21 protein-coding genes are annotated in these 20,241 nt (G+C 70.7%); 5 read left to right on the forward strand and 16 right to left on the reverse strand.

All coding sequences use genetic code 11. The features are described from left to right. Nucleotides 1-10: 10 nt before the first annotated feature. The 11 genes from AB0H88_RS47230 to AB0H88_RS47280 all read right to left on the reverse strand — a co-directional run bounded on the left by AB0H88_RS47230 (nucleotide 11) and on the right by AB0H88_RS47280 (nucleotide 14,043). On the reverse strand, nucleotides 11-3,193 hold the full coding sequence (locus tag AB0H88_RS47230; protein WP_357656076.1) for a 2Fe-2S iron-sulfur cluster-binding protein: 3,183 nt from the start codon (nucleotides 3,191-3,193) through the stop codon (nucleotides 11-13). Between the two features lie 16 nt (nucleotides 3,194-3,209). After that, nucleotides 3,210-3,455 carry a sarcosine oxidase subunit delta gene (locus AB0H88_RS47235; protein WP_357656078.1) on the reverse strand — a complete coding sequence of 82 codons (246 nt, stop codon included), beginning with the start codon at nucleotides 3,453-3,455 and terminating at the stop codon, nucleotides 3,210-3,212. After that, nucleotides 3,455-4,657 carry a sarcosine oxidase subunit beta family protein gene (locus AB0H88_RS47240; RefSeq protein WP_357656080.1) on the reverse strand — a complete coding sequence of 401 codons (1,203 nt, stop codon included), beginning with the start codon at nucleotides 4,655-4,657 and terminating at the stop codon, nucleotides 3,455-3,457. The genes AB0H88_RS47235 and AB0H88_RS47240 overlap by 1 nt, the downstream gene beginning before the upstream one ends. Continuing rightward, on the reverse strand, nucleotides 4,654-7,101 hold the full coding sequence (locus tag AB0H88_RS47245) for an FAD-dependent oxidoreductase (RefSeq protein ID WP_357656081.1): 2,448 nt from the start codon (nucleotides 7,099-7,101) through the stop codon (nucleotides 4,654-4,656). Before AB0H88_RS47245 ends, AB0H88_RS47240 begins: the two co-directional genes overlap by 4 nt. Before the next feature lie 339 nt (nucleotides 7,102-7,440). Next, a complete protein-coding gene (locus AB0H88_RS47250; protein ID WP_357656083.1) occupies nucleotides 7,441-7,803 on the reverse strand; it encodes a phosphomannose isomerase type II C-terminal cupin domain in 363 nt (120 codons plus the stop codon). A gap of 93 nt (nucleotides 7,804-7,896) precedes the next feature. Continuing rightward, nucleotides 7,897-8,655, reverse strand: coding sequence for a glucose 1-dehydrogenase (locus AB0H88_RS47255; RefSeq protein ID WP_357656085.1), 759 nt, complete (start codon nucleotides 8,653-8,655; stop codon nucleotides 7,897-7,899). Nucleotide 8,656: 1 nt separating this feature from the next. Beyond that, a complete protein-coding gene (locus tag AB0H88_RS47260; RefSeq protein ID WP_357656087.1) occupies nucleotides 8,657-10,933 on the reverse strand; it encodes a tetratricopeptide repeat protein in 2,277 nt (758 codons plus the stop codon). Nucleotides 10,934-10,952: 19 nt separating this feature from the next. Beyond that, entirely contained in the window at nucleotides 10,953-11,708 is a 756-nt protein-coding gene (locus AB0H88_RS47265) for a hypothetical protein (protein ID WP_357656088.1), read from the reverse strand. 51 nt (nucleotides 11,709-11,759) lie between these two features. Further along, nucleotides 11,760-12,572, reverse strand: a complete 813-nt coding sequence (dapF, locus tag AB0H88_RS47270) for a diaminopimelate epimerase (RefSeq protein WP_357656089.1) — start codon at nucleotides 12,570-12,572, stop codon at nucleotides 11,760-11,762. Between the two features lie 9 nt (nucleotides 12,573-12,581). Beyond that, nucleotides 12,582-13,487 carry a tRNA (adenosine(37)-N6)-dimethylallyltransferase MiaA gene (gene miaA / locus AB0H88_RS47275; RefSeq protein ID WP_357656091.1) on the reverse strand — a complete coding sequence of 302 codons (906 nt, stop codon included), beginning with the start codon at nucleotides 13,485-13,487 and terminating at the stop codon, nucleotides 12,582-12,584. Nucleotides 13,488-13,527: 40 nt separating this feature from the next. Continuing rightward, nucleotides 13,528-14,043: a methylated-DNA--[protein]-cysteine S-methyltransferase gene (locus AB0H88_RS47280; protein ID WP_214638479.1), complete on the reverse strand. Its 516-nt coding sequence runs from the start codon at nucleotides 14,041-14,043 to the stop codon at nucleotides 13,528-13,530. A 342-nt stretch (nucleotides 14,044-14,385) separates the two neighbouring features. Between AB0H88_RS47280 and AB0H88_RS47285 the strand changes: the two genes are divergently transcribed. The 3 genes from AB0H88_RS47285 to AB0H88_RS47295 all read left to right on the forward strand — a co-directional run bounded on the left by AB0H88_RS47285 (nucleotide 14,386) and on the right by AB0H88_RS47295 (nucleotide 16,128). Beyond that, on the forward strand, nucleotides 14,386-14,706 hold the full coding sequence (locus tag AB0H88_RS47285; RefSeq protein ID WP_357656093.1) for a hypothetical protein: 321 nt from the start codon (nucleotides 14,386-14,388) through the stop codon (nucleotides 14,704-14,706). A gap of 9 nt (nucleotides 14,707-14,715) precedes the next feature. After that, nucleotides 14,716-15,159, forward strand: a complete 444-nt coding sequence (locus tag AB0H88_RS47290) for a nucleotidyl transferase AbiEii/AbiGii toxin family protein (protein ID WP_357656196.1) — start codon at nucleotides 14,716-14,718, stop codon at nucleotides 15,157-15,159. 66 nt (nucleotides 15,160-15,225) lie between these two features. Next, on the forward strand, nucleotides 15,226-16,128 hold the full coding sequence (locus tag AB0H88_RS47295; protein ID WP_357656095.1) for a ribonuclease Z: 903 nt from the start codon (nucleotides 15,226-15,228) through the stop codon (nucleotides 16,126-16,128). Between the two features lies 1 nt (nucleotide 16,129). Here AB0H88_RS47295 and AB0H88_RS47300 read toward each other — a convergent pair whose 3' ends face one another. Together AB0H88_RS47300 and AB0H88_RS47305 are read right to left on the reverse strand one after the other, a co-directional pair. Beyond that, nucleotides 16,130-17,002: an LLM class flavin-dependent oxidoreductase gene (locus AB0H88_RS47300; RefSeq protein ID WP_357656097.1), complete on the reverse strand. Its 873-nt coding sequence runs from the start codon at nucleotides 17,000-17,002 to the stop codon at nucleotides 16,130-16,132. Nucleotides 17,003-17,012: 10 nt separating this feature from the next. Then, nucleotides 17,013-17,471, reverse strand: coding sequence for a MarR family winged helix-turn-helix transcriptional regulator (locus AB0H88_RS47305; RefSeq protein WP_357656099.1), 459 nt, complete (start codon nucleotides 17,469-17,471; stop codon nucleotides 17,013-17,015). 63 nt (nucleotides 17,472-17,534) lie between these two features. On the opposite strand from AB0H88_RS47305, the gene AB0H88_RS47310 reads away from it, so the two are divergent. Beyond that, complete coding sequence (locus AB0H88_RS47310) at nucleotides 17,535-17,936, forward strand: VOC family protein (RefSeq protein ID WP_357656101.1); 402 nt, start codon at nucleotides 17,535-17,537, stop codon at nucleotides 17,934-17,936. 12 nt (nucleotides 17,937-17,948) lie between these two features. Here the strand turns inward: AB0H88_RS47310 and AB0H88_RS47315 are convergent, their stop codons facing one another. The 3 genes from AB0H88_RS47315 to AB0H88_RS47325 form a co-directional block, all read right to left on the reverse strand. Further along, the gene (locus AB0H88_RS47315) at nucleotides 17,949-18,692 is read right to left on the reverse strand and encodes an isocitrate lyase/phosphoenolpyruvate mutase family protein (protein WP_357656103.1); all 744 of its coding nucleotides are present in this window, start codon (nucleotides 18,690-18,692) and stop codon (nucleotides 17,949-17,951) included. Nucleotides 18,693-18,839: 147 nt separating this feature from the next. Further along, complete coding sequence (locus AB0H88_RS47320) at nucleotides 18,840-19,394, reverse strand: hypothetical protein (protein ID WP_357656104.1); 555 nt, start codon at nucleotides 19,392-19,394, stop codon at nucleotides 18,840-18,842. 117 nt (nucleotides 19,395-19,511) lie between these two features. Continuing rightward, complete coding sequence (locus AB0H88_RS47325) at nucleotides 19,512-19,682, reverse strand: hypothetical protein (RefSeq protein ID WP_357656106.1); 171 nt, start codon at nucleotides 19,680-19,682, stop codon at nucleotides 19,512-19,514. Nucleotides 19,683-19,691: 9 nt separating this feature from the next. Here AB0H88_RS47325 and AB0H88_RS47330 point away from each other — a divergent pair, with 9 nt between their 5' ends. After that, complete coding sequence (locus tag AB0H88_RS47330; protein ID WP_357656108.1) at nucleotides 19,692-20,213, forward strand: hypothetical protein; 522 nt, start codon at nucleotides 19,692-19,694, stop codon at nucleotides 20,211-20,213. The last annotated feature ends 28 nt before the right edge of the window (nucleotides 20,214-20,241 follow it).

Consider the following 20,241-nt stretch of genomic DNA (forward strand, 5'->3'; position numbering starts at 1 on the left):
AAGCGCCTATTTATCCCTCAAGTGCGTCAAGCAACCATTCGGCGAGGTAAGTGGTGAAGGACGACCGCACGTAGATCCGGTAGCCGCCCTCCCCTTCCGGGTCGGAGAACCGTTCGAGCAGGACGGCCGCCTTGCCCAGCAGCGTCTGGGCGTGCCCCGGGAACACCGCCGGGTGCAGGTCGATCGGGCAGCCGGTGATCAGGACGTCCAGTGCGCCCGGCCCCGTGAGCTCCAGCACCGTCCGCTGCCCCGACACATCCACCCACCCAGGCCGCTCTTCGGCGTCCCCTGTCACGAGCCACCAGTCGGGTCCCAGCCGCAGCCCCACTCCGGGATCGGTACGGTGAACCTCCCACATCCGCACAAAGGGCACCTCGCGCAGGCGTACCCGCTCGGAACCGGCGGCCTCGAAGCGTTCGGTGAACGCGGCGGCCGGGCTCTCCCGGCAGCCCTCCACAAGCCCGGCGACCGCCCTCACATCCGGATCACCGTCGCGCCGGGTGTTGCCGGGGTCGTAGAAGACCGGCTCGACCACCGTCACGGGCACGGCCGCCTCCCCCGACACCGCCGAGAGCCGATCACCGACGGCCACGCCACGGACCATGGCCAGGCTGAAGCTCCGCCCGAGCGTCGCGCTCAGGTAGCTGGACGTCACATGCCCCAGCATCGGCCCGGTCGGTCCCACGAGCTGGGCGCCCTCCTGCACGAACGCGGCCGGATCGTCGGCGAGCAGTCCCACCAACCGTTTGCGCCCGTCGCGCGCGGTGTCGGGCCGCGCGTGTGAGCGCTTGCCCACGAAGTCCGGCTTGCGCTTCGACACCAGCCACGACATGCCGAGGTCCTGCGGGGTGACCGTGCCGTCGGTCTCCTGGCCGACGATGGCGAACCCCTTCTCGGCCCGCAGCACGTGCATGGTCTCGGTCCCGTACGGCACCGCGCCCAGCTCCAGCACGCTCTCCCAGAGCGACCTGCCGTACCACCAGGGCACGTTGACCTCGTAGGCCAGCTCGCCGGAGAAGCTGATCCTGAACACCCGCCCGTCGACGCCCAGCACGCTCGTGGCCGCGTACGTCATGAACGCCAGCTCCTCGGCCCCCGGCGCGATCAGCCCGATGATCTCCCGCGCCTTCGGCCCCACCACCGCGACCGTCGCCCAGTGGTCCGTCACGGACGTGAACGACACCTCCAGCCCCGGCCACTCGGTCTGCCGCCACTCCTCCAGCCAGTCGAGCACGGCCGCCGCGTTGCCGGTGGTCGTGGTCATCAGGTAGTGGCCGTCGGCGAGCCGCGTCGTCGTGCCGTCGTCGAACACCATCCCGTCGGCGGTGCACATCACCCCATAGCGGCACGAGCCAACGCGCAGCGTGGAGTACATGTTCGTGTAGATCCGGTCGAGGAACTCCCCCGCGTCCGCGCCCCTGACGTCGATCTTCCCGAGCGTCGAGGCGTCCATGGCGGCGACACCCGTGCGGGCCGCCCGGCACTCGCGCAGCACCGCCTGCTCCATCGTCTCGCCGTCGAGCGGGAAGTAGCGGGGCCGCTTCCACTGCCCGACGTCCTCGAACACCGCGCCCCGCGCGAGGTGCGAGGCGTGCGGCGCGGTCGTCCTGACCGGGTCGGAGAGCGCGCCCCGGTCACGTCCGGCGAGCGTGGCGAAGGACACGGGTGTGTACGGCGGCCGGAACGTGGTCGTACCCACCTGCCCGGGGGCGGCGCCGAGCAGCGCGGACATCACCCCCGCCACCACGGCACCCGACGTCTTACCCTGGTCGGCGCCGGTTCCGGCGGTGGTGTAGCGCTTGACGTGCTCCACGGACCGCATGCCGGTCCCCGCGGCCCTGGCGAGATCGGCCACGGTGACGTCCCGATGCAGATCGGCGAAGGCGTCGGGCGCGTGCGGCTCCACCACCCAGACAGCCGCCGGGGGTCGCAGGGGAAGCTCGTCGGTCTCCGGTACGCGGAACCCGCCTCCCTCCCTCTTGCCCGTCGGCCGGGCCGCCTGGCAGCCCGCCGCGTAGCCGTCCTGGATGGCCTGCGCAGTGCCGTACCGGCCCCGGCAGGCACCGGCGGACCGTTCGGCCTGGGCGGAGAGGCCCGGCACGAACGCCTGCGCCTCCTCGTCGAACACGGTCCGGCCCTGCGACTGGCTGAACAGGTGGACGACCGGGTTCCAGCCCCCGGCGACGGCCAGCAGGTCGGCCTCGAAGCGCCGGTCACCGGCCAGGACCTCGGTGAGCACACCGTCGGCAGCCGCCACGGTCCCCGTGACGGTCCCGGTGACGACCTGCTGACCAAGCGTTTCGGCACCGGCTCGCGGGCGCGGGTCGATGATGGCGGCGATCTCGACGCCGGCCGCCCGCAGGTCGCGCGCCGCCTCGTAGCCCGAGTCCGCGCAGGCGAAGACGACCGCCCGGCGGCCGGGCCGTACGCCGTACCGGTTGACGTAGGTGCGGGCGGCCGAGGCGAGCATCACGCCGGGCCGGTCGTTGCCGGGGAAGGCGACCGACCGCTCCTGCGCGCCGGTCGCCAGGACGACCTGGGCCGCGCGCAGGTGCCACAGCCGCTCTCCCCGGGGGCGGCGCTCGACGGCCACCACGTAGTTGTGGTCGTAGTAGCCGATCGCCGTGGTCCTGGTGAGCACCCGGACCTCGGGCATGGACGCCAGCCGGGCCCGTACCAGGGCCACCCAGTCGAGCGCGCGGGCGCCGTCCAGACGGACCCGGCTGTTGAGCAGGTCGCCGCCGAGCCGGGGCTGGTCGTCGACGAGGATCACCCGGGCGCCCGCCACCCCGGCGCTGAGCGCGGCGGCCAGCCCGGCCGGGCCGCCGCCGACCACCAGCACGTCGCAGTGCAGGTAACCCTTGTCGCGGCGGCGATCGTCGGTCGCGTCCAGGTCCACCCGGCCCTTGCCGCGCAGGCTCCACGCCGTCAGCCCCTCGTACAGCTCGACGGTGGTGGCCGCCAGCATCGGGTCGGCGCCCACGCGGACCAGGGCGTTCGGCTCCTCGGGGCCGGCGGAGAAGATGCCGCGCGGGCGGCCCAGCTCGACGCTGTGGCCGACCACGCGCACGCCGTTGGCCAGCAGCGCGGAGGCGAGCGTGTCGCCGGGATGCCCCTCCATGCGGCGACCGTCGAAGCTGAACGACAGCACGACGGAGCGGTCCACCAGACCGCCCCTGTCCAGACGGGTCATGGCGCCTTTCCCGATCTCATGGGTTCCGGGTTTCGTGAGTGACGGTGTGCCGGCGCAGCGTGAACCAGGTCCGGCAGCCGTGCACGTGGAACCAGCGCTCGTGGAACCATCCCTTGGGGTTGTCCCGCAGGAACACGTACTCGGCCCACTCCGCGTCCGTGGCGGTGGCGGGCGTCTCGGGGTAGGCGATACCGGCCTGCCCGCCGTAGCGGAACTCGTTCTCGTCGCGGGGGCCGCAGTGGGGGCAGTCGATGAGCAGCATCAGTGCGCCACCGCCGCCGCGCCGTGCTCGTCGATGAGCGCCCCGGTGGTGAACCGCTCCAGCGCGAACGGCTCGGCGAGCGGATGCGGCTCGCCGTGCGCGATCGTGTGCGCGTACACCCACCCGGAGCCCGGCGTGGCCTTGAAGCCGCCGGTGCCCCAGCCCGCGTTGACGAACAGCCCGTCCACCGGGGTACGCCCGATGATCGGCGAGGCGTCGGGCGAGACGTCCACGATGCCGGCCCAGGTGCGCAGCACCCGCACCCGGCTGAAGATCGGGAACAGCTCCAGGGCTGCCGCCATCTGCGCCTCGATGACGTGGAAGGCGCCCCGCTGGCCGTAGGAGTTGTAGGAGTCGATGCCCGCGCCCATGACCAGCTCGCCCTTGTGCGCCTGGCTCACGTAGACGTGCACGGCGTTCGACATCACCACGCAGTCGAGCACCGGTTCCAGCAGCTCCGACACCAGCGCCTGCAGGGGATGCGACTGGAGCGGCAGCCGGATCCCGGCCTCGGCCGCGAGCACCGAGGTGTGCCCGGCGGACGCGAGCGCGATCTTCCCGGCCGCGATCGGCCCCCGGGACGTCTGTACGGCCACCGCCCGGTTCCCGGTGATCTCGAAGCCGGTGACCTCGCAGCCCTGGATCAGGTCGATGCCATAGGCGTCGGCCTTTCGGGCCAGGGCCCAGGCGACGTGGTCGTGCTTGGCGATGCCGCCCCGCCGCTGCAGCGTGGCGCCCATGACGGGGTAGCGGGCGCGCTCGGAGACGTTGATGACCGGGCAGAACTTCTTGACCTCGTCGGCCTCCAGCCACTCGGCGTCGACGCCGTTGAGCCGGTTGGCGTTGACCCGCCGCCTGCTCTCGCGCACGTCGCCCGGGTTGTGCGCCAGGTTGAGCACGCCGCGCTGGCTGAATTGCAGGTCATAGTCCAGCTCCTCGCTGAGGCCCTCCCACAGCTTGAGCGAGTGCTCGTAGATGGCGGCGCTCTCGTCCCACAGGTAGTTAGAGCGGATGATCGTGGTGTTGCGCGCCATGTTGCCGCCGGCCAGCCAGCCCTTCTCGAGCACGGCGACGTTCGTGATCCCATGGTTCTTGGCCAGGTAGTAGGCGGTGGCCAGGCCGTGCCCGCCGCCGCCGACGATGACCACGTCATAGGCGGGCCTGGGGTCGGGGTTGCGCCAGAGAAAGTCCGGGTGGGTCACCTTCTGATCTTCTCCATCTTGGGGTCGAACAGGGGCTCGGTGGCGACCTCGGCCGGGACACGCCGCCCGAAGTACGAAATATCGACATGCGTTCCGGGGGTGGTCAGCTCGATCGGCAGCCAGGCGTAGGCGATCGGCCGCTGGATCGTATGCCCGTAGGCGGCGCTCGTCACGTAACCGACCGTGCGGCCCGCGTGCCGTACCGGCTCCTTGCCCATCACGACCCCCGCGCTGAGCAGCGGGACCAGCTTGCGGGTGATCTCGGTGGTCAGCGCGTCCCGGCCGAGGAAGTCCTTACCGTCCTTGACGGCGAAGGCCAGCCCCGCCTCGTACGGGTTGTGCTCCGGGGTCATGTCGACGCCCCAGAGCCGATAGCCCTTCTCCAGCCGGAGGCTGTTGAACGCGGCCCTGCCCCCGGCGATCGGCAGGCCCGTCGCCCAGAGCGTGTCCCAGAGCTTGAGGCCCAGGTCGGCGCTGGTGTAGAGCTCCCAACCGAGCTCGCCGACGTAGGAGACACGCATCGCGGTCACCGGAACGTGCCCGACATATCCGGTCTTGAGGCTGAAGTAGCGGAAGCCCTCATGGGACAGGTCCATGTCCGTGAGGGGCTGGAGGAGCTCCCTGGCCCGCGGCCCCCACACGCCGACGCAGCAGGTGCCGGGCGTGATGTCCCGGACGTACACGCCGCCGGGGGCGTGGCGGGTCAGCCAGTCGAGGTCGAGGTTGCCGTTGGCGCCGATCTGGAACCGGTCCTCCGTCAGCCGCGCCACCGTGAGGTCGGAGCGCACGCCGCCACTCGCGTCCAGGAGCAGCGAGTAGGTGACCGAGCCGGGCTTCTTGTCGATGTTGTTGGTGGTCAGGTACTGCAGGAACGCCGCCGAGCCGGGCCCGCCGACCTCGATCCGCTTGAGCGAGGTCATGTCGTAGAGCGCGACGCCCTCCCGGGTCGCGTGCGACTCCGCGGCGGCGACCGGCGACCAGTAGCGACCGGCCCACTGGTCGCGCCGGGCCACACCGAGCAGCGCCTCGGCGGCCTGGCTGTCGTGCTGCGGCACCAGGTCCTCCTCCAGCAGCGGCAGGTTCGCCTCGAACCAGTGCGGACGCTCCCAGCCGGCCGCCTCCAGGAAGTAGCCGCCCAGCTCGCGCTGCCTGACATAGAACGGGCTGGTCCGCATCGGCCGCGGCGACTCCATCGGCTGGAGCGGATGGATGACGTCGTAGACCTCGACGAAGTTCCGCTTACCGCGCTCCTCGACGTACGCGGGCGCCAGCTGCACCGGCTCGAACCGGCTCAGTTCGCATTCATGCAGGTCGAAGGTGGACCGCCCGTCGACGAGCAGCTCGGCCACCGCCCTGGCCACGCCCGCCGAGTGAGTGACCCAGACGGCCTCGGCCAGCCAGAACCCGTCGAGGTGCGGCGCCTCGCCGATCAGCGGGAACCCGTCAGGAGTGAAGGAGAAGATCCCGTTGATGCCGTCCTCGTACGTGGACTCCTTGAGCGCCGGCAGCAGCTCGACCGCGTCCCGCCACGCGGGATCGAAGTCCTCCTCGGTGAACGCCTGCACCGAGGGCATCACCGTGCCCTTGGGCCCGATCTCGTCCTGCCGGACCGACATCGGCCGGTGCGCGTAGGAACCGATTCCGATGCGGTCGCCGTGGCCGCGGAAGTACAGGTCGCGGTCCTGGTGCCGCAGGATGGGCCCGTCCGGTACGCCCGGCGTCCGCGCCTTGGCGTACTGGTGGGCCAGCGGCAGCAGCGGCACGCTCAGCCCCGCCAGCCGCCCGATCGCCGGCCCCCAGAACCCGGCGGCGCACACGACCACCTCGGCGGCCAGCACGCGATACTCGACCTCGCTCGCCTCCGGCCGGCGGGCCTCGACGGCGACGCCGGTCACCCGGCCGCCCCCCTGCTCGACGCCCACGACCGTGTGGTGCGGCAGGAACCTGGCACCCCGCTCGATCGCCCGGCGTGCCTGCGCCTCACCGCAGCTCACGGCCGCGGCCAGCCCATCGGTGGGGACGTGGAAGCCGCCCAGCACCTTGCTCCTGTCGAGCATCGGCCAGAGCTCCACGCACCGGTCGGCGTCGACCAGCCGCCCCTCGACACCCCAGGATTCGGCCCATCCCTGCTTGCGGTGCAGGTCCGTCCACCGCTCCTCGGTGGTGGCCACTTCCAGGCCGCCGACCTGGTCGAAGCAGGGCCGCCCGGCGAGGGCGAGTCCGCTGTACTTGCGCACGGTATAGGAGGCGAACTCGGTCATGGTCTTGGACGGGTTCGTCTGGAACACGAGTCCAGGAGCATGCGAGCTCGACCCGCCGGCGGCGAACAAGGGCCCCTGATCGACGACGGTGACATCGGTCCACCCCCGCCCGGTGAGCTCGTCGGCCAGGGCACAGCCCACGATGCCGGCTCCAATGATCACCAAACGAGGCCGGCTCACCATGCGCCCTCCGGTTGTTCCCTAATACGCAACAAGCACCGGACTACGCAACGAACATAGAGCCCACCGCACCCCCGGACAAGGCCCCTGGAAGGTCACATGTCGCCCTGGGAGGGCGATACCGAATCGCCACCGGCTTTCGACGGACCACGGACGGGGCCCAGAGCGCGCACGTCACGGCGCCCAGCGCGCTCCACCGGAGGAGCGTGTCCCTGGACAGAGCCCGGCCCCGTTCGGGGATGGGGTTCACCGGGCCGGCCGTAAAAAAGGATCCCGCCTTTGAACGTAAAAAGGATCCCGCCTTGAAAAGGCGGGACCCCTCACAATGGGAGAGCCGGGCGGCTAGGAGCGCCCGTACGAGTCCTCAATGCGCTCGATGTCGTCCTCGTCGAAGTGACCGAAGGCGATCTCCAGGATCCGCGTCGCGGGCCCGGACGAGCTGAGCCGGTGCGTCTGCCCCTGCTGGATCAGCACCCGATCCCCCACAGCGGGCTCGATGCGCTTTCCGTCCACCTCGAACACGCACCCCGGGTCGAGCGCCACCCACAGCTCGGAGCGGTGCTCATGACGCTGCAGGCTCAGCCGCTGCCCCGGCGAGACCTCGATGATCTTCACGGTGGACACCTCATTGAGGGTGAACCGCTCGAACCCACCCCACGGCCGCTCGTCACGGATCACAGCCGCCAGCCTGTCGATGTCCTGCATCGCCCCTCCAGGGAAAAGTCACGCCATAAACCCGCGCTCAAACTACCAGGCACCTTCTGATCAGGCGCTACGCGGCCCAGCAAGACGAGCTCGTCAGGTGATGAGGATCCCGCCGTCGACGGGCAGGACGACGCCCGTGATGTACGACGACGCGTCACTCGCCAGGAAGACCGCCGCGGCCACCAGCTCCGCCGCCTCCCCCACCCGGCCCATGACCACCCGCTGCGCGACCATCCGCTCCATGTAGTCGGCCTTGAACTGCTCCGTCATCTCCGAGGCGAAGAACCCCGGCTCCAGGCAGTTGACCCGGATCCCCCGCCGCCCCGTCCACTGCTGCGCCAGGTCCCGGGTCAGCCCGATCACCGCCGCCTTCGACGCGCTGTAGGCGGCCTGCGGCAGCCCGGCCGTCGTCTCCGCCAGGATGCTGCCGATGTTGACGATCGACGAGCCGGGCCGCATCACCCGCGCGCACGCCTGCGCCATCCAGTACGTGCCGTGCAGGTTGATGTCGACCACCTGCCGGAACTCCTCCGGCGTCTCCCGCAGCGCCGGCACGGCGGTGCCGACCCCGGCGTTGTTGATCAGCACGTCGACATCGCCCATGGTCTCCACGGCCGCGGATACCAGCGCCTGGCAGTCCTCGACCTTGGTCACGTCGGTCGGCACGGCCAGGCACCGGCGGCCGGTCTCCTCGACCAGCCGCCGCGTCTGCTCCAGCCGATCCTGCCGCCGGGCCCCGATCACGATGTCGGCCCCGGCCTCGGCCAGCCCGCGGGCGAAGGCCACGCCCAGCCCCGACGACGCGCCGGTGACGATGGCGACCTTCCCGTCGAGGCTGAAGCGTTGAAGCATCCTAGAGGCCGTATTCCTTGACGATCCGCTCGTGGCGCTCGACCTCCACGTCGACCTCCTTGGCCAGGTCGAGCCAGGCCAGCGGGTGCGACCAACGCTCGGTGGCGTCGTCGAGCAGGGCGTCGACCTCGGCCGGCGACACGTCCGGCGGCACCGCGACCCAGCCGAACACGCCGGGCAGCGGCTCGCCGCCGGTCGGGTGGGTGACCATGTAGTTCTCGTCGCTGTAGACCCACATCGGCCAGCCGCGCTCGGCCATGACCTCGGTGAACTCCGCCCAGTCCTCCTCATTCGGCGCGGCGCCGTCGAAGAAGTAGCTGGTGTAGCCACCAGGGCGGAGGACGCGCACCGCGGCGAAGGGCGGCACGAAGTTCTGCTGCTCTTCGGGGTCGTCGGGGACCGGCTCCAGCAACTGCGGGTCGAACACGACCAGGTCGCCGGCGTTGTAGTCCATGCCGCGCGGCTGCGGCAGGGCGAGCCGGGCGGTGGCCGGGCCGGTGCGGATGGACAGGATCTGGCGCTGGCCGCCGTCAGGCGCGGGGAGGATGACCCGGATCAGGCCCATCTCCTCCTCGATCGGCCCCTCGGCCGACTTGACCGGCATGCCGATCTTGGCCGTGCCCTTGCGGACGATGTCCCAGTCCTCGCTCGAGGTGGCCATGACGATCATGCGCCAGGTGTCCTCCTCGGTGATCTCGTCGATCACTTCGAGCAGTGCCTTGGCGCCCTTGGCGTTGTCGTCGAGCTGCTGGGCCGCGGTGGCGACCAGGCGGCGCGCCTCGACGCCGCCCCCGGCGGCGACGGCGTGCTCGGCCGCCTCCAGCGCCTCCGGCCAGCGCTCGCGGGCGCTGTGGAGACGGGCCATCGCGAGGTATTGGGTGTCGTGCGGCAGCAGCGCCGCCATCTGCTCCAGCCGCTCGTCCTGGCGGGCCTCGATGAGCAGCGTGGTCAGCGTGGAGACGTCGTCGGGGTCGGCGGTGACGATGTCGCCGGAGTCGACCAGCAGCTTCCAGTAGATGTCGGCGCCCGTCGCCGGGTAGCCGAGGAAGCCGAGGGTGGAGGTGTGGCGACGGGTGGTCTCCAGATCCTCGCCGGACCTCGGGGCCAGCCAGCCGGTCCACCGCTCGGGGTCGGCGTTGTGCCCGTCGGCGGCGTCGAAGTAGGCGACCCGCTCCTCGACCGGGCAGGGCGCGGGCGGCTCGGTCGTCGCGTCGGCGGCGGCGCGCAGGGCGGCGATCCGCTCGGCCACGCCCGTGCTGTCGCGCAGCTCGGCGGCGGCCGACTGGGCCAGGTCGGCCAGCAGCCTCGCCTGCCAGACGCTCTGCCTGGCGATGGCCAGCTCACCCGCGACCAGCGAGAGCTCGACGCGAGCGCGGTAGCCGCCCATCATGCCGTAATAGTCGATCCACTGGCGCAGCACGCGGCCGAGCTGCCAGGTGTTGGTGATCTGCGAGGAGCCGGCCAGCTTGGCGACGGCGTGCGTCCACTCCACCCACGAGCGCGGGTGCTCGCCGACCACATCGAGGTCGGGCAGCGCGTCGACGGCCTCGGCGATGCGGCCCAGCGTGGCCAGGATCAGCGCGCGGCGTACGCCGTCGTTGCGCTCCTTGGACACCGGGTCGTCGGCCTGGAAGTCGGCCGCGGCCTGGAGCGCGGCCAGCGCGTCCTCACCGCGCCCGGCGGCGAGCAGGGCGCGGGCGCTCTCGGCGCCGAGCTCCCAGCTGGCCTCCCGGTCGGCGGCACGCAGCCGCTCGACGGCGCTCTCGGCATAGAAGACGGCGTCGCCGGCCCGGCCCGCGTCGATGAGCGCGGCGACGTATTGCGTCACCAGCCCGGTGTAGGCGGGGTTGGCCGGCTCCAGGTCCTGGATGACCGCGTCGAGCGTCTCCAGGCGCTCGGTGGCGTAGCCCGGACCGTCGGCGTTGGCCCACGCCAGGGCGAGCGCCTCGACCGCGGCCGGGGTGGCCGGGCAGTCACGCACCTCTTCGCGCTGAGCGAACGACAGCAGGTGCTCGGCGTCACCGATCGCGACGGCACCCTGCGCACGGTCGCCCACGCGGCCGAGCAGGTGCCAGTAGCGGGCGTAGAACTCGAGCCACGGGAGCTCCAGGGCCTCCGCCTGCTGGGCGATGGCCGGAGCCATCACGTCTAGCTGGGGGTATCGCCCCTCGTAGGCCTGTGCGGGCAGGTCTCCCAGCGCCATGGCGAGCCCCACGTTGCCCGCCTCAGAAAGCTGCTGCTGGGTTTCACCGACCCAGGCCCAGATGTCCACGTCCATGAGCAGTCAGTCTGCCAGGTCAATCACCGTGCCCAAAACGCAGAAGCTCGATGAGCTCGTCCGATTCGTCATTGTTCAGTACCGAAAATACAGATGCCAGCAGATCATCGGTCGTCTCTTCAACCGCGACCCTTTTCGCGACGACGGCGGGACCCGGCTTCTGATACGGCTCCGGCCAGGTGAAGAATTTCGCCATCACTTCACCAGAAGTGTGTCCGAAAGGAGTCCCGTCGTGGTCGGCCGCCAGCATCGCCTCCAGCGGGTCGAGGCCCGCCGCGATCACCGCGTTGGCGTGCAGCCCCCCTCGCAGCTCCCGTACGACGTGCATGAGCTGCGTGGCCCGCGCGGGCGCGTCGTCGGGCAGGGGTACGGCCCGCCACCCGGCGAACAGCGGCGCCCCGGCGGTCGGCGCCTGGGCGACGACCCGTTCGAGCAGCTCCGCGAGCCTGGCGCAGCCATCGAAGCCGCCGAGCGTGCGCCGCCCCCACTCGTGGCAGACGTCGGTGTAGACCTCGACGGCCCGCTCGACGCTCATCTTGCGCCCGCCGTGCCAGCTCTCCTCGACGTGGGCGGCGGGGAAGAAGACCGCGACGGAGGTGACGACGTCGGCCGCGCACTCGCCGAGGACCCCGCAGCGCCCGCGGAAGTAGAACTCACGCGGGCCAAGGCCGTACTCCTCGCAGCGGGCCTTGGCCTCCCTGGAGAGCATGAAGCGGCCGCCGTATTGGCCGATGGGGCCCTTGACGCGCACCGCCGTGGTTCTCGGGTCCGCCATGTCCACCCTTCCTCGGTTCGCCAAGTGGACTCAGCATCCCTCAGAAGAACATCATTCTGCAAGCATCAGGTTCCCGCCCGCCACGATGACGGCGGGGCCGGTCAGGTAGCTGGTCTCCTCGGTGAGCGTGACGACGACGGTGCCGCCGGGCACCTCGATCGTCCACGTGCCGGTGCTCTCCCCGCGCAGGCCCGCGGCCGCGACGGCGGTGGCGACCGTGCCGGTGCCGCAGGAGCGGGTCTCGCCCGAGCCGCGCTCGTAGACGCGCATGACCGCGCGGCTGGGGCCGACCGCGTTGAACAGCTCGATGTTGACGCCGCTGGGGAAGACCCCCGGGTCGAAGCCGGGCTGGTGGGTCAGGTCGAGCTGGACGACGGGGTCGCCGATGGGGCAGGCCAGGTGCGGGTTGCCCATGTCGACGTGGACGCCTTCGTACTCGTGACCGCTGACGGTGGTGACGCTGTGGCCGCGGACGACGGGCTTGCCCATGTCGACGGTGACGTCGCCGTTGTCCTCGATGCGGATCTTTCTGACGCCGCCCCTGGTCGCCACGCTGAACTCGCTCTCCCCGACCAGCCCCGTCTCGACGAGGTAGCGGGCGAAGACGCGCGCGCCGTTGCCGCACATCTCGGCCATGCTGCCGTCGGCGTTGCGGTAGTCCATGAACCACTCGGCCGCGCCGGCCTGGTCGGCCACCTCGGGGCACAGCTTGGTACGGACCACGCGCAGGACGCCGTCGGCGCCGATCCCGGAGCGCCTTTCGCAGATGGCGGCGACCAGCACGGCGGACAAGTCGAGCTCGCCCTCGGGGTCAGGGAGGATGACGAAATCGTTCTCGGTGCCGTGACCCTTGAGAAAGCGCATTTGACTATTTTATGCGGAGCCTTGGCCGACGATCCGCGCCAGGGACCGGTCCAGCAGGTCCGGGGCGTCGTAGGGCAGCCAGTGGACCCGCGGATCGCGGCGGAACCACGACTCCTGGCGGCGGGCGAAACGCCTGGTCGCCCGGACGGTCTCGGCGAACGCCTGCTCCTCGGTCCACTCGCCGTCGAGGTAGCGGGCCACCTGGGCGTATCCCAGCGCGCGGCTCGCCGTACGTCCCTCGGCCAGGCCCTGCCCGAGCAGGGCCCGCACCTCGTCGACCAGGCCCGCCGCCCACATGCGCCCGACCCGGACCTCGATCCGCTCGTCGAGCTCCGGCCTGGGCACCTCCAGCCCGATCTGCACACTCGGGTAGAGCGCCTCGAACGACGGCATGGTGGCCGAGAACGGGCGGCCCGAATGCTCGATCACCTCCAGCGCGCGCACGATGCGGCGGCCGTTGCTCGGCAGGATCGCCGAGGCGGCGGCCGGATCTGCCTCCCGCAGCCGCTCGTACAGCGGTGCCGGGCCGCGTTCGGCCAGCTCTGCCTCCAGCCGGGCCCTGATCTCCGGGTCGGTGCCGGGGAAGTCCAGGTCGTCGATGGCCGCGCGCACGTAGAGCCCGCTGCCGCCGACCAGCACGGGTGCCGCCAGCGACTCGATGAGCGGCCTGGCCAGCTTCTGGTATTCGGCCACACTGGCGGTCTCGGTGACGTCCCAGATGTCGAGCAGGTGGTGCGGCACCCCCCGCTGTTCGGCCGGGGAAAGCTTCGCCGTGCCTATGTCCATCCCTCGATAGAGCTGCATCGAGTCGGCATTGATGCACTCGCCCCCGAGCCGGATCGCGAGATCCACGGCGAGATCGGACTTTCCGGCGGCCGTGGGACCCACGACGGCGATGACTGGCTGCTGGCGCACACCGACAAGTGTGTCAACTGTCCGGGTATGGACAGACCGTTTAGAGATCGAGCAGCGTCGGCTGGAGGTATCCCTCGTGGGTCAGCAGCCAGCGCTTGGTCTCGACACCCTCGCCGCCGCTGAAGCCGCCCAGCCCGTTGCCCGCGACGACGCGGTGGCAGGGCACCACGATCGGGATCGGGTTCGAGCCCATGATCGAGCCGATGCCGCGGGCCGGCACCCGCGAACCGCTCCGCTCGGCCAGCTCGCCGTAGGTGACGGCGGTGCCGTACGGGATGCCGTGCAGGGTCTTCAGCACCTGCCGCCGCGACCCGGAGGTCAGGCGCCAGTCGATCGGGGTCTCGAACGTACGCAGATCGCCGGCGAAGTAGGCGTTCAGCTCGGCGACGGCGAAGGCCGTGCGCTCGGGGTCGTCCACCTCGGTCAGGTCCGAGAGCCGCTCCCCCGGATGCGTCCGGGAGCCCCATCCCGTGGCGGCCAGGCCGACCTCGGTCACCGCCAGCACGAACGGCCCTACCGGCGTCGGCACCTCGGCGAACGCGACCGTACCCATCATGTCCTCCCCTGGGGGAATTGCTCCCGGCATAAACACTAGGCGACTCCGGGATGGCCATGTGGCAAAGGCTCTTCAGGGCCGGAATCCGTGTTGTTACCGTCCCACCATGTCAGCACCGAGCGCCACCGCACTCGACCGGATCCCCGGCTGGTTCTGGCAGACGACCACCAAGGAGATCACCTGGTCGGTCCCGTCGTCCATCGCGCGGTCCGCTGGACCCGCAGACGCCTCACCCGGCGCTGACGGTTTACCGTCGCGCTCGTGTCATCCCGTGAACTCGTCATCCACGCGAGTCGCAGGGCGTGCGATGCGCATGCCTCGAAGAACAGGCAGACTGGAAGAGTGAATCCTCAGTCACGGTACGCCAGCCACCGCGTGTACCTGGTGCCCGCTGATCTGCACGAACTGGCAGGGCCCAGCACCGGGCTCGTGGAGTTGCCGACCCACCTCGATTGGTCGGAGCAAGGTGTCTACGACCTGGAGGACGACGGCCAGCTGGGATTGATGTACGAGCGCGTCATCCGCGAGGCGGATCACCTCGACGACCTGCGCACCTACTTGAACGGCTCGGTCCTGGTTCGCATCTGGCCACGGCTCTTCCTACCTGTCCAGGCCAGGCAGGCATGGGAAGCCCGCTTCCGAAGTCTGGTGCGGGCCGCGTAGTGGCCATGGATCCCCTGCACGAACTGGCCACCAGGATCGGCTTGGCGGCTACCGAGCGATTCTACCGATAGCGGCGGTCGCTCAGTAAAAGTCGAGATGGGGGTCGACTGGCGCGCCCATCCACCGGTCCGGCTGGAGATCGGCCCAGTGCTTCACCAGGATGATGCGGTCGGAAACAAGGTGGCTGCGCTCTATGGCAGAGCCGAAGTTCGTGACTTCGTCGATGTAGACGCCGTATTGCGCAGCGGCCGCTACACCACGGACGATCTGACCCGCCTCGCCACAGACGCCGACCCAGGCTTCGACATCATCATGTTCGCGGTCGCGCTTTCCGCTCTTGGCCGCATACCGGACCAGGCACTCGCCCACCATGGTCTGACGGCCGGCGACATCGCTCGACTTCGCGAACGATTCCAGTGCTGGGAGCGGTCTCTACATCCGGAGCGTCCGTGATGCCGCACAGCTCGGTTCGCGAGCACCGAACAGCGAAGTCCGCTCCAAACGTCTAGCATCGCGCTCGTGTCATCTCGCGAACTCGTGGTGCTGGGCACTGCCAGCGCCGTCCCGACTCGGCACCGCAACCACAACGGTTACCTGCTGCGCTGGGACGGCCAGGGGTTCCTGTTCGACCCGGGTGAGGGCACGCAGCGGCAGATGGTGCATGCGGGGGTCAGCGCCAACGACATCCACTGGCTGTGCCTGACCCACTTCCACGGCGATCACTGCCTGGGCGTGCCCGGTGTGGTGCAGCGCATCGCGCGTGACAAGGTCCGGCACCCCGTACGAGCGGTCTACCCCGCCTCCGGCGCCGGCTACTGGCAGCGGCTCCGGCATGCCGCCGTCTTCGCCGACACCACGGTCATCGAGGAGCAGCCGGTCAGCGGCGAGCAGGTCACCATCGGCCCGCTGACCGCCCGCCGCCTGTCCCACCCCGTCGAGTCCTACGGCTACCGCCTCCAGGAGGCGTCCAGCCGGCGCATGCTGCCCGACAAGCTGGCATCTTTCGGCATTCGCGGGCCGGAAATCAGCGAGCTCCAGCGCACCGGCTCCGTACGCGGCATCACCCTCGACCAGTGCAGCGTCCCCAAGCCAGGCCAGAGCGCCGCCTTCGTCATGGACACCCGCCTGTGCGACGCCGTCTTCGAACTCGCCTCCGGCACCGACCTGCTGGTGATCGAATCGACGTTCCTGTCCGCCGAGAGCGCCCTGGCCAAGGAGTACGGCCATCTCACCGCGTTCGAGGCCGGTCTCGTCGCCGCCGACGCCGGCGTGCGCCGCCTCGTGCTGACCCACTTCTCCGAACGCTACGGCTTCGCCGACGAACCCGCCTTCCTCAGCGACGTACGGCGAAGCTACGACGGCGAAGTCATCCTGGCCCGCGACCTGATGAAGATCCCCGTCCCCCGACGACGGCACCCGTAGATCACGAGACCAGCGGGCGAACCTCCTCGGCCACAAACCGCACAAAACCCTCGATATCGGGCTCATCGACCGTCGCCTGGAGCACCACGGTGTCACCCCCGGCATCCGCCAGCCGCTGAACGGCCTTGGCCACCGTGCCCGCGTCCCCGGCGGCCCCGGAGTCCGGTTTACCGGCGTCGCCCCAGCGCTCGAGCTCGGCCTTGAGGCGTCCGGGTCCGTCCGGTCCGATCGCCGCGTGCAGGTGCACGATCACCTCATGGCGGTCGGTACGCCCGGCCGCCGCCCGCCCCTCGTCGATGAGCCCGCGGGCCCGCCGTACCTCCTCGGGCGGAGTTCCGGCGACCAGGATGGTCCCGTCGGCGGCCTCGCCGGACAGCCGCAGCGAGCGCGGCCCGACCGCCCCGGCGAGCACCGGGGGCACGGTCTCCGGCGGCCAGTCGAGGGCGACGTCGTCGAGCCGCACGTAACGGCCCTCCACGGTGACCCGCTCACCGCGCAGCAGCGCCCGCAGGGCCGCGAGGTGCTCGCGCAGCAGGGTCACGGGCGAGTCCACCCGCGCGCCGGCCTGCGCCATCCACTCCTGTACGCCGTGACCGACGCCCAGGACGACCCGCCCCGGGAACAGCCGGTAGAGCGTGGCCGCCTCCATGGCGGTCAGCGCGACGTTCCGCAGGGGCACCGGGAGCAGGCCGACGCCGACGCGCAGCCGTTCGGTCCAGGCCAGGGCCGCGGCTGCGCTGGCGATGCCGCTCTGAGAGAAGCAGTCCTCCCAGAGCCACAGCTCGTCCAGCCCCGCCTCCTCCGCGGCGCGGGCCACACTGCGCATCCGTTCGGGGGGTAGCTGAGGCCGGAACACGGCACCGAGAGCAGTCATGAGATCTTTCCTACCCGCCCGCACCCGGACCGGACAACGGCTGCTGGACCAGAATCCGGGTGAGCAGGTCGTGTAGCTGGGCGCGTTCGGCGGCGTCGAGGGGGGCGAGGATCTCGTCCTGGATGGCTCGCGCCTCCCGCGTCAGGCGGGTGAGTTCGCGCTGTCCTCCCGCGGTGATGGTGACGGTGACCCTGCGGCGGTCGGCGGGGTCGCGGGCGCGGTGGACGAAGCCGGGCGCCGAGAGCTCGTCCAGGACCTTGACCACGTCACTGGGGTCGATGCCGAGCCTGGCCGACAGGTCGCGCTGAGCGTGCGGCCCGAAGTCCGCCAACGCCGCCAGCACGGCCATGTGCCACATGCGCAGCCCGTCTGCCGCCAGCCGCACGGCCAGCCGGCCTCTGGCCGCCTTCCCGGCCTTGGACATCAGGTACGTGGTGAGTCCGAGCAGGCTCGGCGGCAGCTCTTCCATATCTGGATATTGTAGGGTCTGACCCAATAATAGGTCTCGACCCACTATTTCCGGAGGTTTCGGATGGACGTGCTGCATCCTCGGCTGCTGGTTTCGGCGTTCGCGGAGTGCTTCGCCTTCTATGACGCGGTCCTGCCAGAGGTGCTCGGGGCGAATCTCGTGAAGGGCGGCCCGGACGGTCCCTACGCGCACTGGGACGTGGGGTCGCAGGGGGTGCTGTCGATGCTCGACCGTGGCGCCATGGCCGAGGTCGCGGACACCGGCGCCCTGCCGGTGGACGCCGCCGCCGAACAGGATCGCGTCATGCTCGTCAGCCGGGTGCCCGACGTCGACCGGGCGTACGCCGTCTGCCTGGCCCACGGCGGCCGGTCCGTCACGGAGCCCGCGGACCGGCCCGGCTGGGGTCTGCGAGCCGCTCACGTCCGTGACCCGGAAGGCAATCTGGTGGAGTTTCAGTCCTACTGAGCAGGTACGCGGTCACTCGTACGGGCTGCGGCCCTCGTCGATCGCCTGGATCAGGCCGCGAGCGTAGTCGTACGCCGCCCGATGCAGACCGCCCCCATAGCTGATCCTGGCCACCCCCAGCTCGGCCAGCCCGGCCAGATCCGGGACGCCCGGCCGGAACAGCACGTTCACCGGGCCGCCGACCTCGTTCACCAGGGCCCGGATCTCCTCAGCGTCCCCGAGGCCGATCGGGTAGACGCAGTCGGCGCCGGCCTCCAGGTAGCGCCGCGCCCGCGCCACCGCCGCCTCCCGTGACCCATCGCCGTGCAGATAGGTGTCGACCCTGGCGTTGATCACCAGCCCCGCCCCGGCGGCGGCCCGCACACCGGCCAGGAACTCGGCCTGTACCTCCACGTCGACGAGCACGTCGGTGCGGGGGTCGGAGTCCTCCAGGTTGCAGCCGACCGCGCCGGCCGCGGCCAGGCGTTCGACCAGCTCAGCCGGCTTCAGACCGTAGCCGCGCTCGACGTCCGCCGTCACGGGCACGTCCACCACGCGCGTGATGCGGGCCACGGCGGCCATCATCTCGTCGACGGGGGTAGCCTCGCCGTCCTCGTAGCCCAGCACCTGGGAGACGGCCGCGCTTCCCGTGGCGATCACCGGGAAACCGGCCTCCTGTACGGCTCGCGCGGACGCCGCGTCCCAGACGTTGGGCAGCACCAGCGGGTTGCCGGGCACGTGGAGAGCGCGCAGCAGAGCCGCCTTGTCAGTGGTCATGCAGGCAGCCTAGGAAGGAAGTGGCTCCCGCCAAAGGGCCAATGACGCGGGGAACCGCCAAGCCACTTGGCCGGAAGACCGCCAAGCCACTTGGCCGGAAGACCGCCCAGCCACTTGGCCTGGGGAACCGCTGAGCCGCTTGGCCGGTCAGCAGCCGCTCTTCGAGCACTGTCCGATGACCTGGCCCGCCGGGCCGTCCGCAGGGCTCTCGCCCGCTGACTCCTGCGCCGGCGTGGTCGGCGTTGACGTGGGCTTCTTGCCGTTCTGGGCCGGAGGCGTGGTGCGTGAGTCGGTGCCCGCCGACCCCTTGTCGAGGCCCGTGTCCGCCTTACCCGTGTCAGCCGTGTCGTCGGTGCCCGTGTCGGTGTCGGTCAAGGGCTCGTCAGCCACGTCGGACGGGGTGCCGGCGTCGGGAGCGTCCGTCTTGGCGTCGCCCATGGACGCCTCTTCGTCCTGCTGCAGTTCGTCGGTGGTGGCGGACTGGCTCGACTGACCCGCCTGACCGCTCGGCGGGGTCGGCTGAGCGGGGCCGCCCGCCAGCGCGAAGCCGATGCCGCCCGCCGCGAGCACGGCGGCAAGGGCCGACGCGGCGATGACGACGGTCTTTTTGTTGGTGGTGGACCTGGCTTTTCTGGCAGGTCTCGGCATATCGCCCGGCCCGGTGAGGATCTCCTGGCGATCCGGCTCCATCGGATCTTGCATGGTGCTGCGACTCCCTGCGGTCGTATCGGGAAAGCTCGCCGGCTTCCGCGGGTGATGGACCACACTAGCCGCAGGAGTGGAATGCTCGCGCACCAATCACAAAGGAATCACGACTTGTCACCACTTCATGCCATTCGACCAGGTCGTCGTGACCGCCTGGCAGCCGCGGCAGGTGTGGCCGGGGTGATCGTCATCGCCGCGCTCGGTATTTTCCTGGCGTTCACGGGATCGCAAAGTCCCAAGCGGGAAAAGGCGCCGGAAAATGATCAGGAAAGCGGGCTTTCCCACGGATCAAGCATGACGCCGGCGAGTCGTCCTCCGAACCCGACGTCGTGGCCCTCGATCGCGACCCCGGCCGACAGCCTGGCCGCCGACAACGGCCCACCCCCGGAGAACGGCCCGACTCCCGAGAAGGGCCTGACCCCTGAGGACGGCCTGACGCCCGAGAAGGACCTCCCGCCCAAGCAGGACCGGGCGCCCAAGCAGATCGAGGCCCACCCGCGGCCCGTGCCCTCTCCAAGCCCGGGAATAGGTGAAGCGCTGCCACCGCCCGCGCGCAGGGACAGCACCACGCCGAGCGGCCCGGCAGGCAGGACACGGGCGCCCAGGTCCGTGCCGACCCCGCCGAAGACCACGGACCCCGAACCGGCCGCACCGGCGACCGTGACCACCGCACAGGCGACCGGGGCCACCGCGCAAGCCCCCCGGACAAGCGCGTCCACGCGAAGACCGGCGCCTTCCGTACCCCTGGGGACCGACCCGTGCGCGACCTTCCTCGACTTCCGCCGCGACTACTGTTACCGACTCCTCGGCCGATGACTCTCCCCGAAGGGGGTATCCCTCCAAA

This window comes from Nonomuraea sp. NPDC050680, assembly GCF_040654555.1.
Classification (GTDB): domain Bacteria; phylum Actinomycetota; class Actinomycetes; order Streptosporangiales; family Streptosporangiaceae; genus Nonomuraea.

Coding starts and splice junctions, on each gene's coding strand:
- AB0H88_RS47300 (WP_357656097.1), bottom strand. CDS start 17,002: ATGACTGCTCTCGGTGCCGTGTTCCGGCCTCAGCTACCCCCCGAACGG.
- AB0H88_RS47245 (WP_357656081.1), bottom strand. CDS start 7,101: ATGGTGAGCCGGCCTCGTTTGGTGATCATTGGAGCCGGCATCGTGGGC.
- AB0H88_RS47260 (WP_357656087.1), bottom strand. CDS start 10,933: ATGGACGTGGACATCTGGGCCTGGGTCGGTGAAACCCAGCAGCAGCTT.
- AB0H88_RS47265 (WP_357656088.1), bottom strand. CDS start 11,708: ATGGCGGACCCGAGAACCACGGCGGTGCGCGTCAAGGGCCCCATCGGC.
- AB0H88_RS47315 (WP_357656103.1), bottom strand. CDS start 18,692: ATGACCACTGACAAGGCGGCTCTGCTGCGCGCTCTCCACGTGCCCGGC.
- AB0H88_RS47310 (WP_357656101.1), top strand. CDS start 17,535: ATGGACGTGCTGCATCCTCGGCTGCTGGTTTCGGCGTTCGCGGAGTGC.
- AB0H88_RS47330 (WP_357656108.1), top strand. CDS start 19,692: ATGACGCCGGCGAGTCGTCCTCCGAACCCGACGTCGTGGCCCTCGATC.
- AB0H88_RS47255 (WP_357656085.1), bottom strand. CDS start 8,655: ATGCTTCAACGCTTCAGCCTCGACGGGAAGGTCGCCATCGTCACCGGC.
- AB0H88_RS47235 (WP_357656078.1), bottom strand. CDS start 3,455: ATGCTGCTCATCGACTGCCCCCACTGCGGCCCCCGCGACGAGAACGAG.
- AB0H88_RS47250 (WP_357656083.1), bottom strand. CDS start 7,803: ATGCAGGACATCGACAGGCTGGCGGCTGTGATCCGTGACGAGCGGCCG.
- dapF (WP_357656089.1), bottom strand. CDS start 12,572: ATGCGCTTTCTCAAGGGTCACGGCACCGAGAACGATTTCGTCATCCTC.
- AB0H88_RS47280 (WP_214638479.1), bottom strand. CDS start 14,043: ATGATGGGTACGGTCGCGTTCGCCGAGGTGCCGACGCCGGTAGGGCCG.
- AB0H88_RS47320 (WP_357656104.1), bottom strand. CDS start 19,394: ATGCAAGATCCGATGGAGCCGGATCGCCAGGAGATCCTCACCGGGCCG.
- AB0H88_RS47230 (WP_357656076.1), bottom strand. CDS start 3,193: ATGACCCGTCTGGACAGGGGCGGTCTGGTGGACCGCTCCGTCGTGCTG.
- AB0H88_RS47305 (WP_357656099.1), bottom strand. CDS start 17,471: ATGGAAGAGCTGCCGCCGAGCCTGCTCGGACTCACCACGTACCTGATG.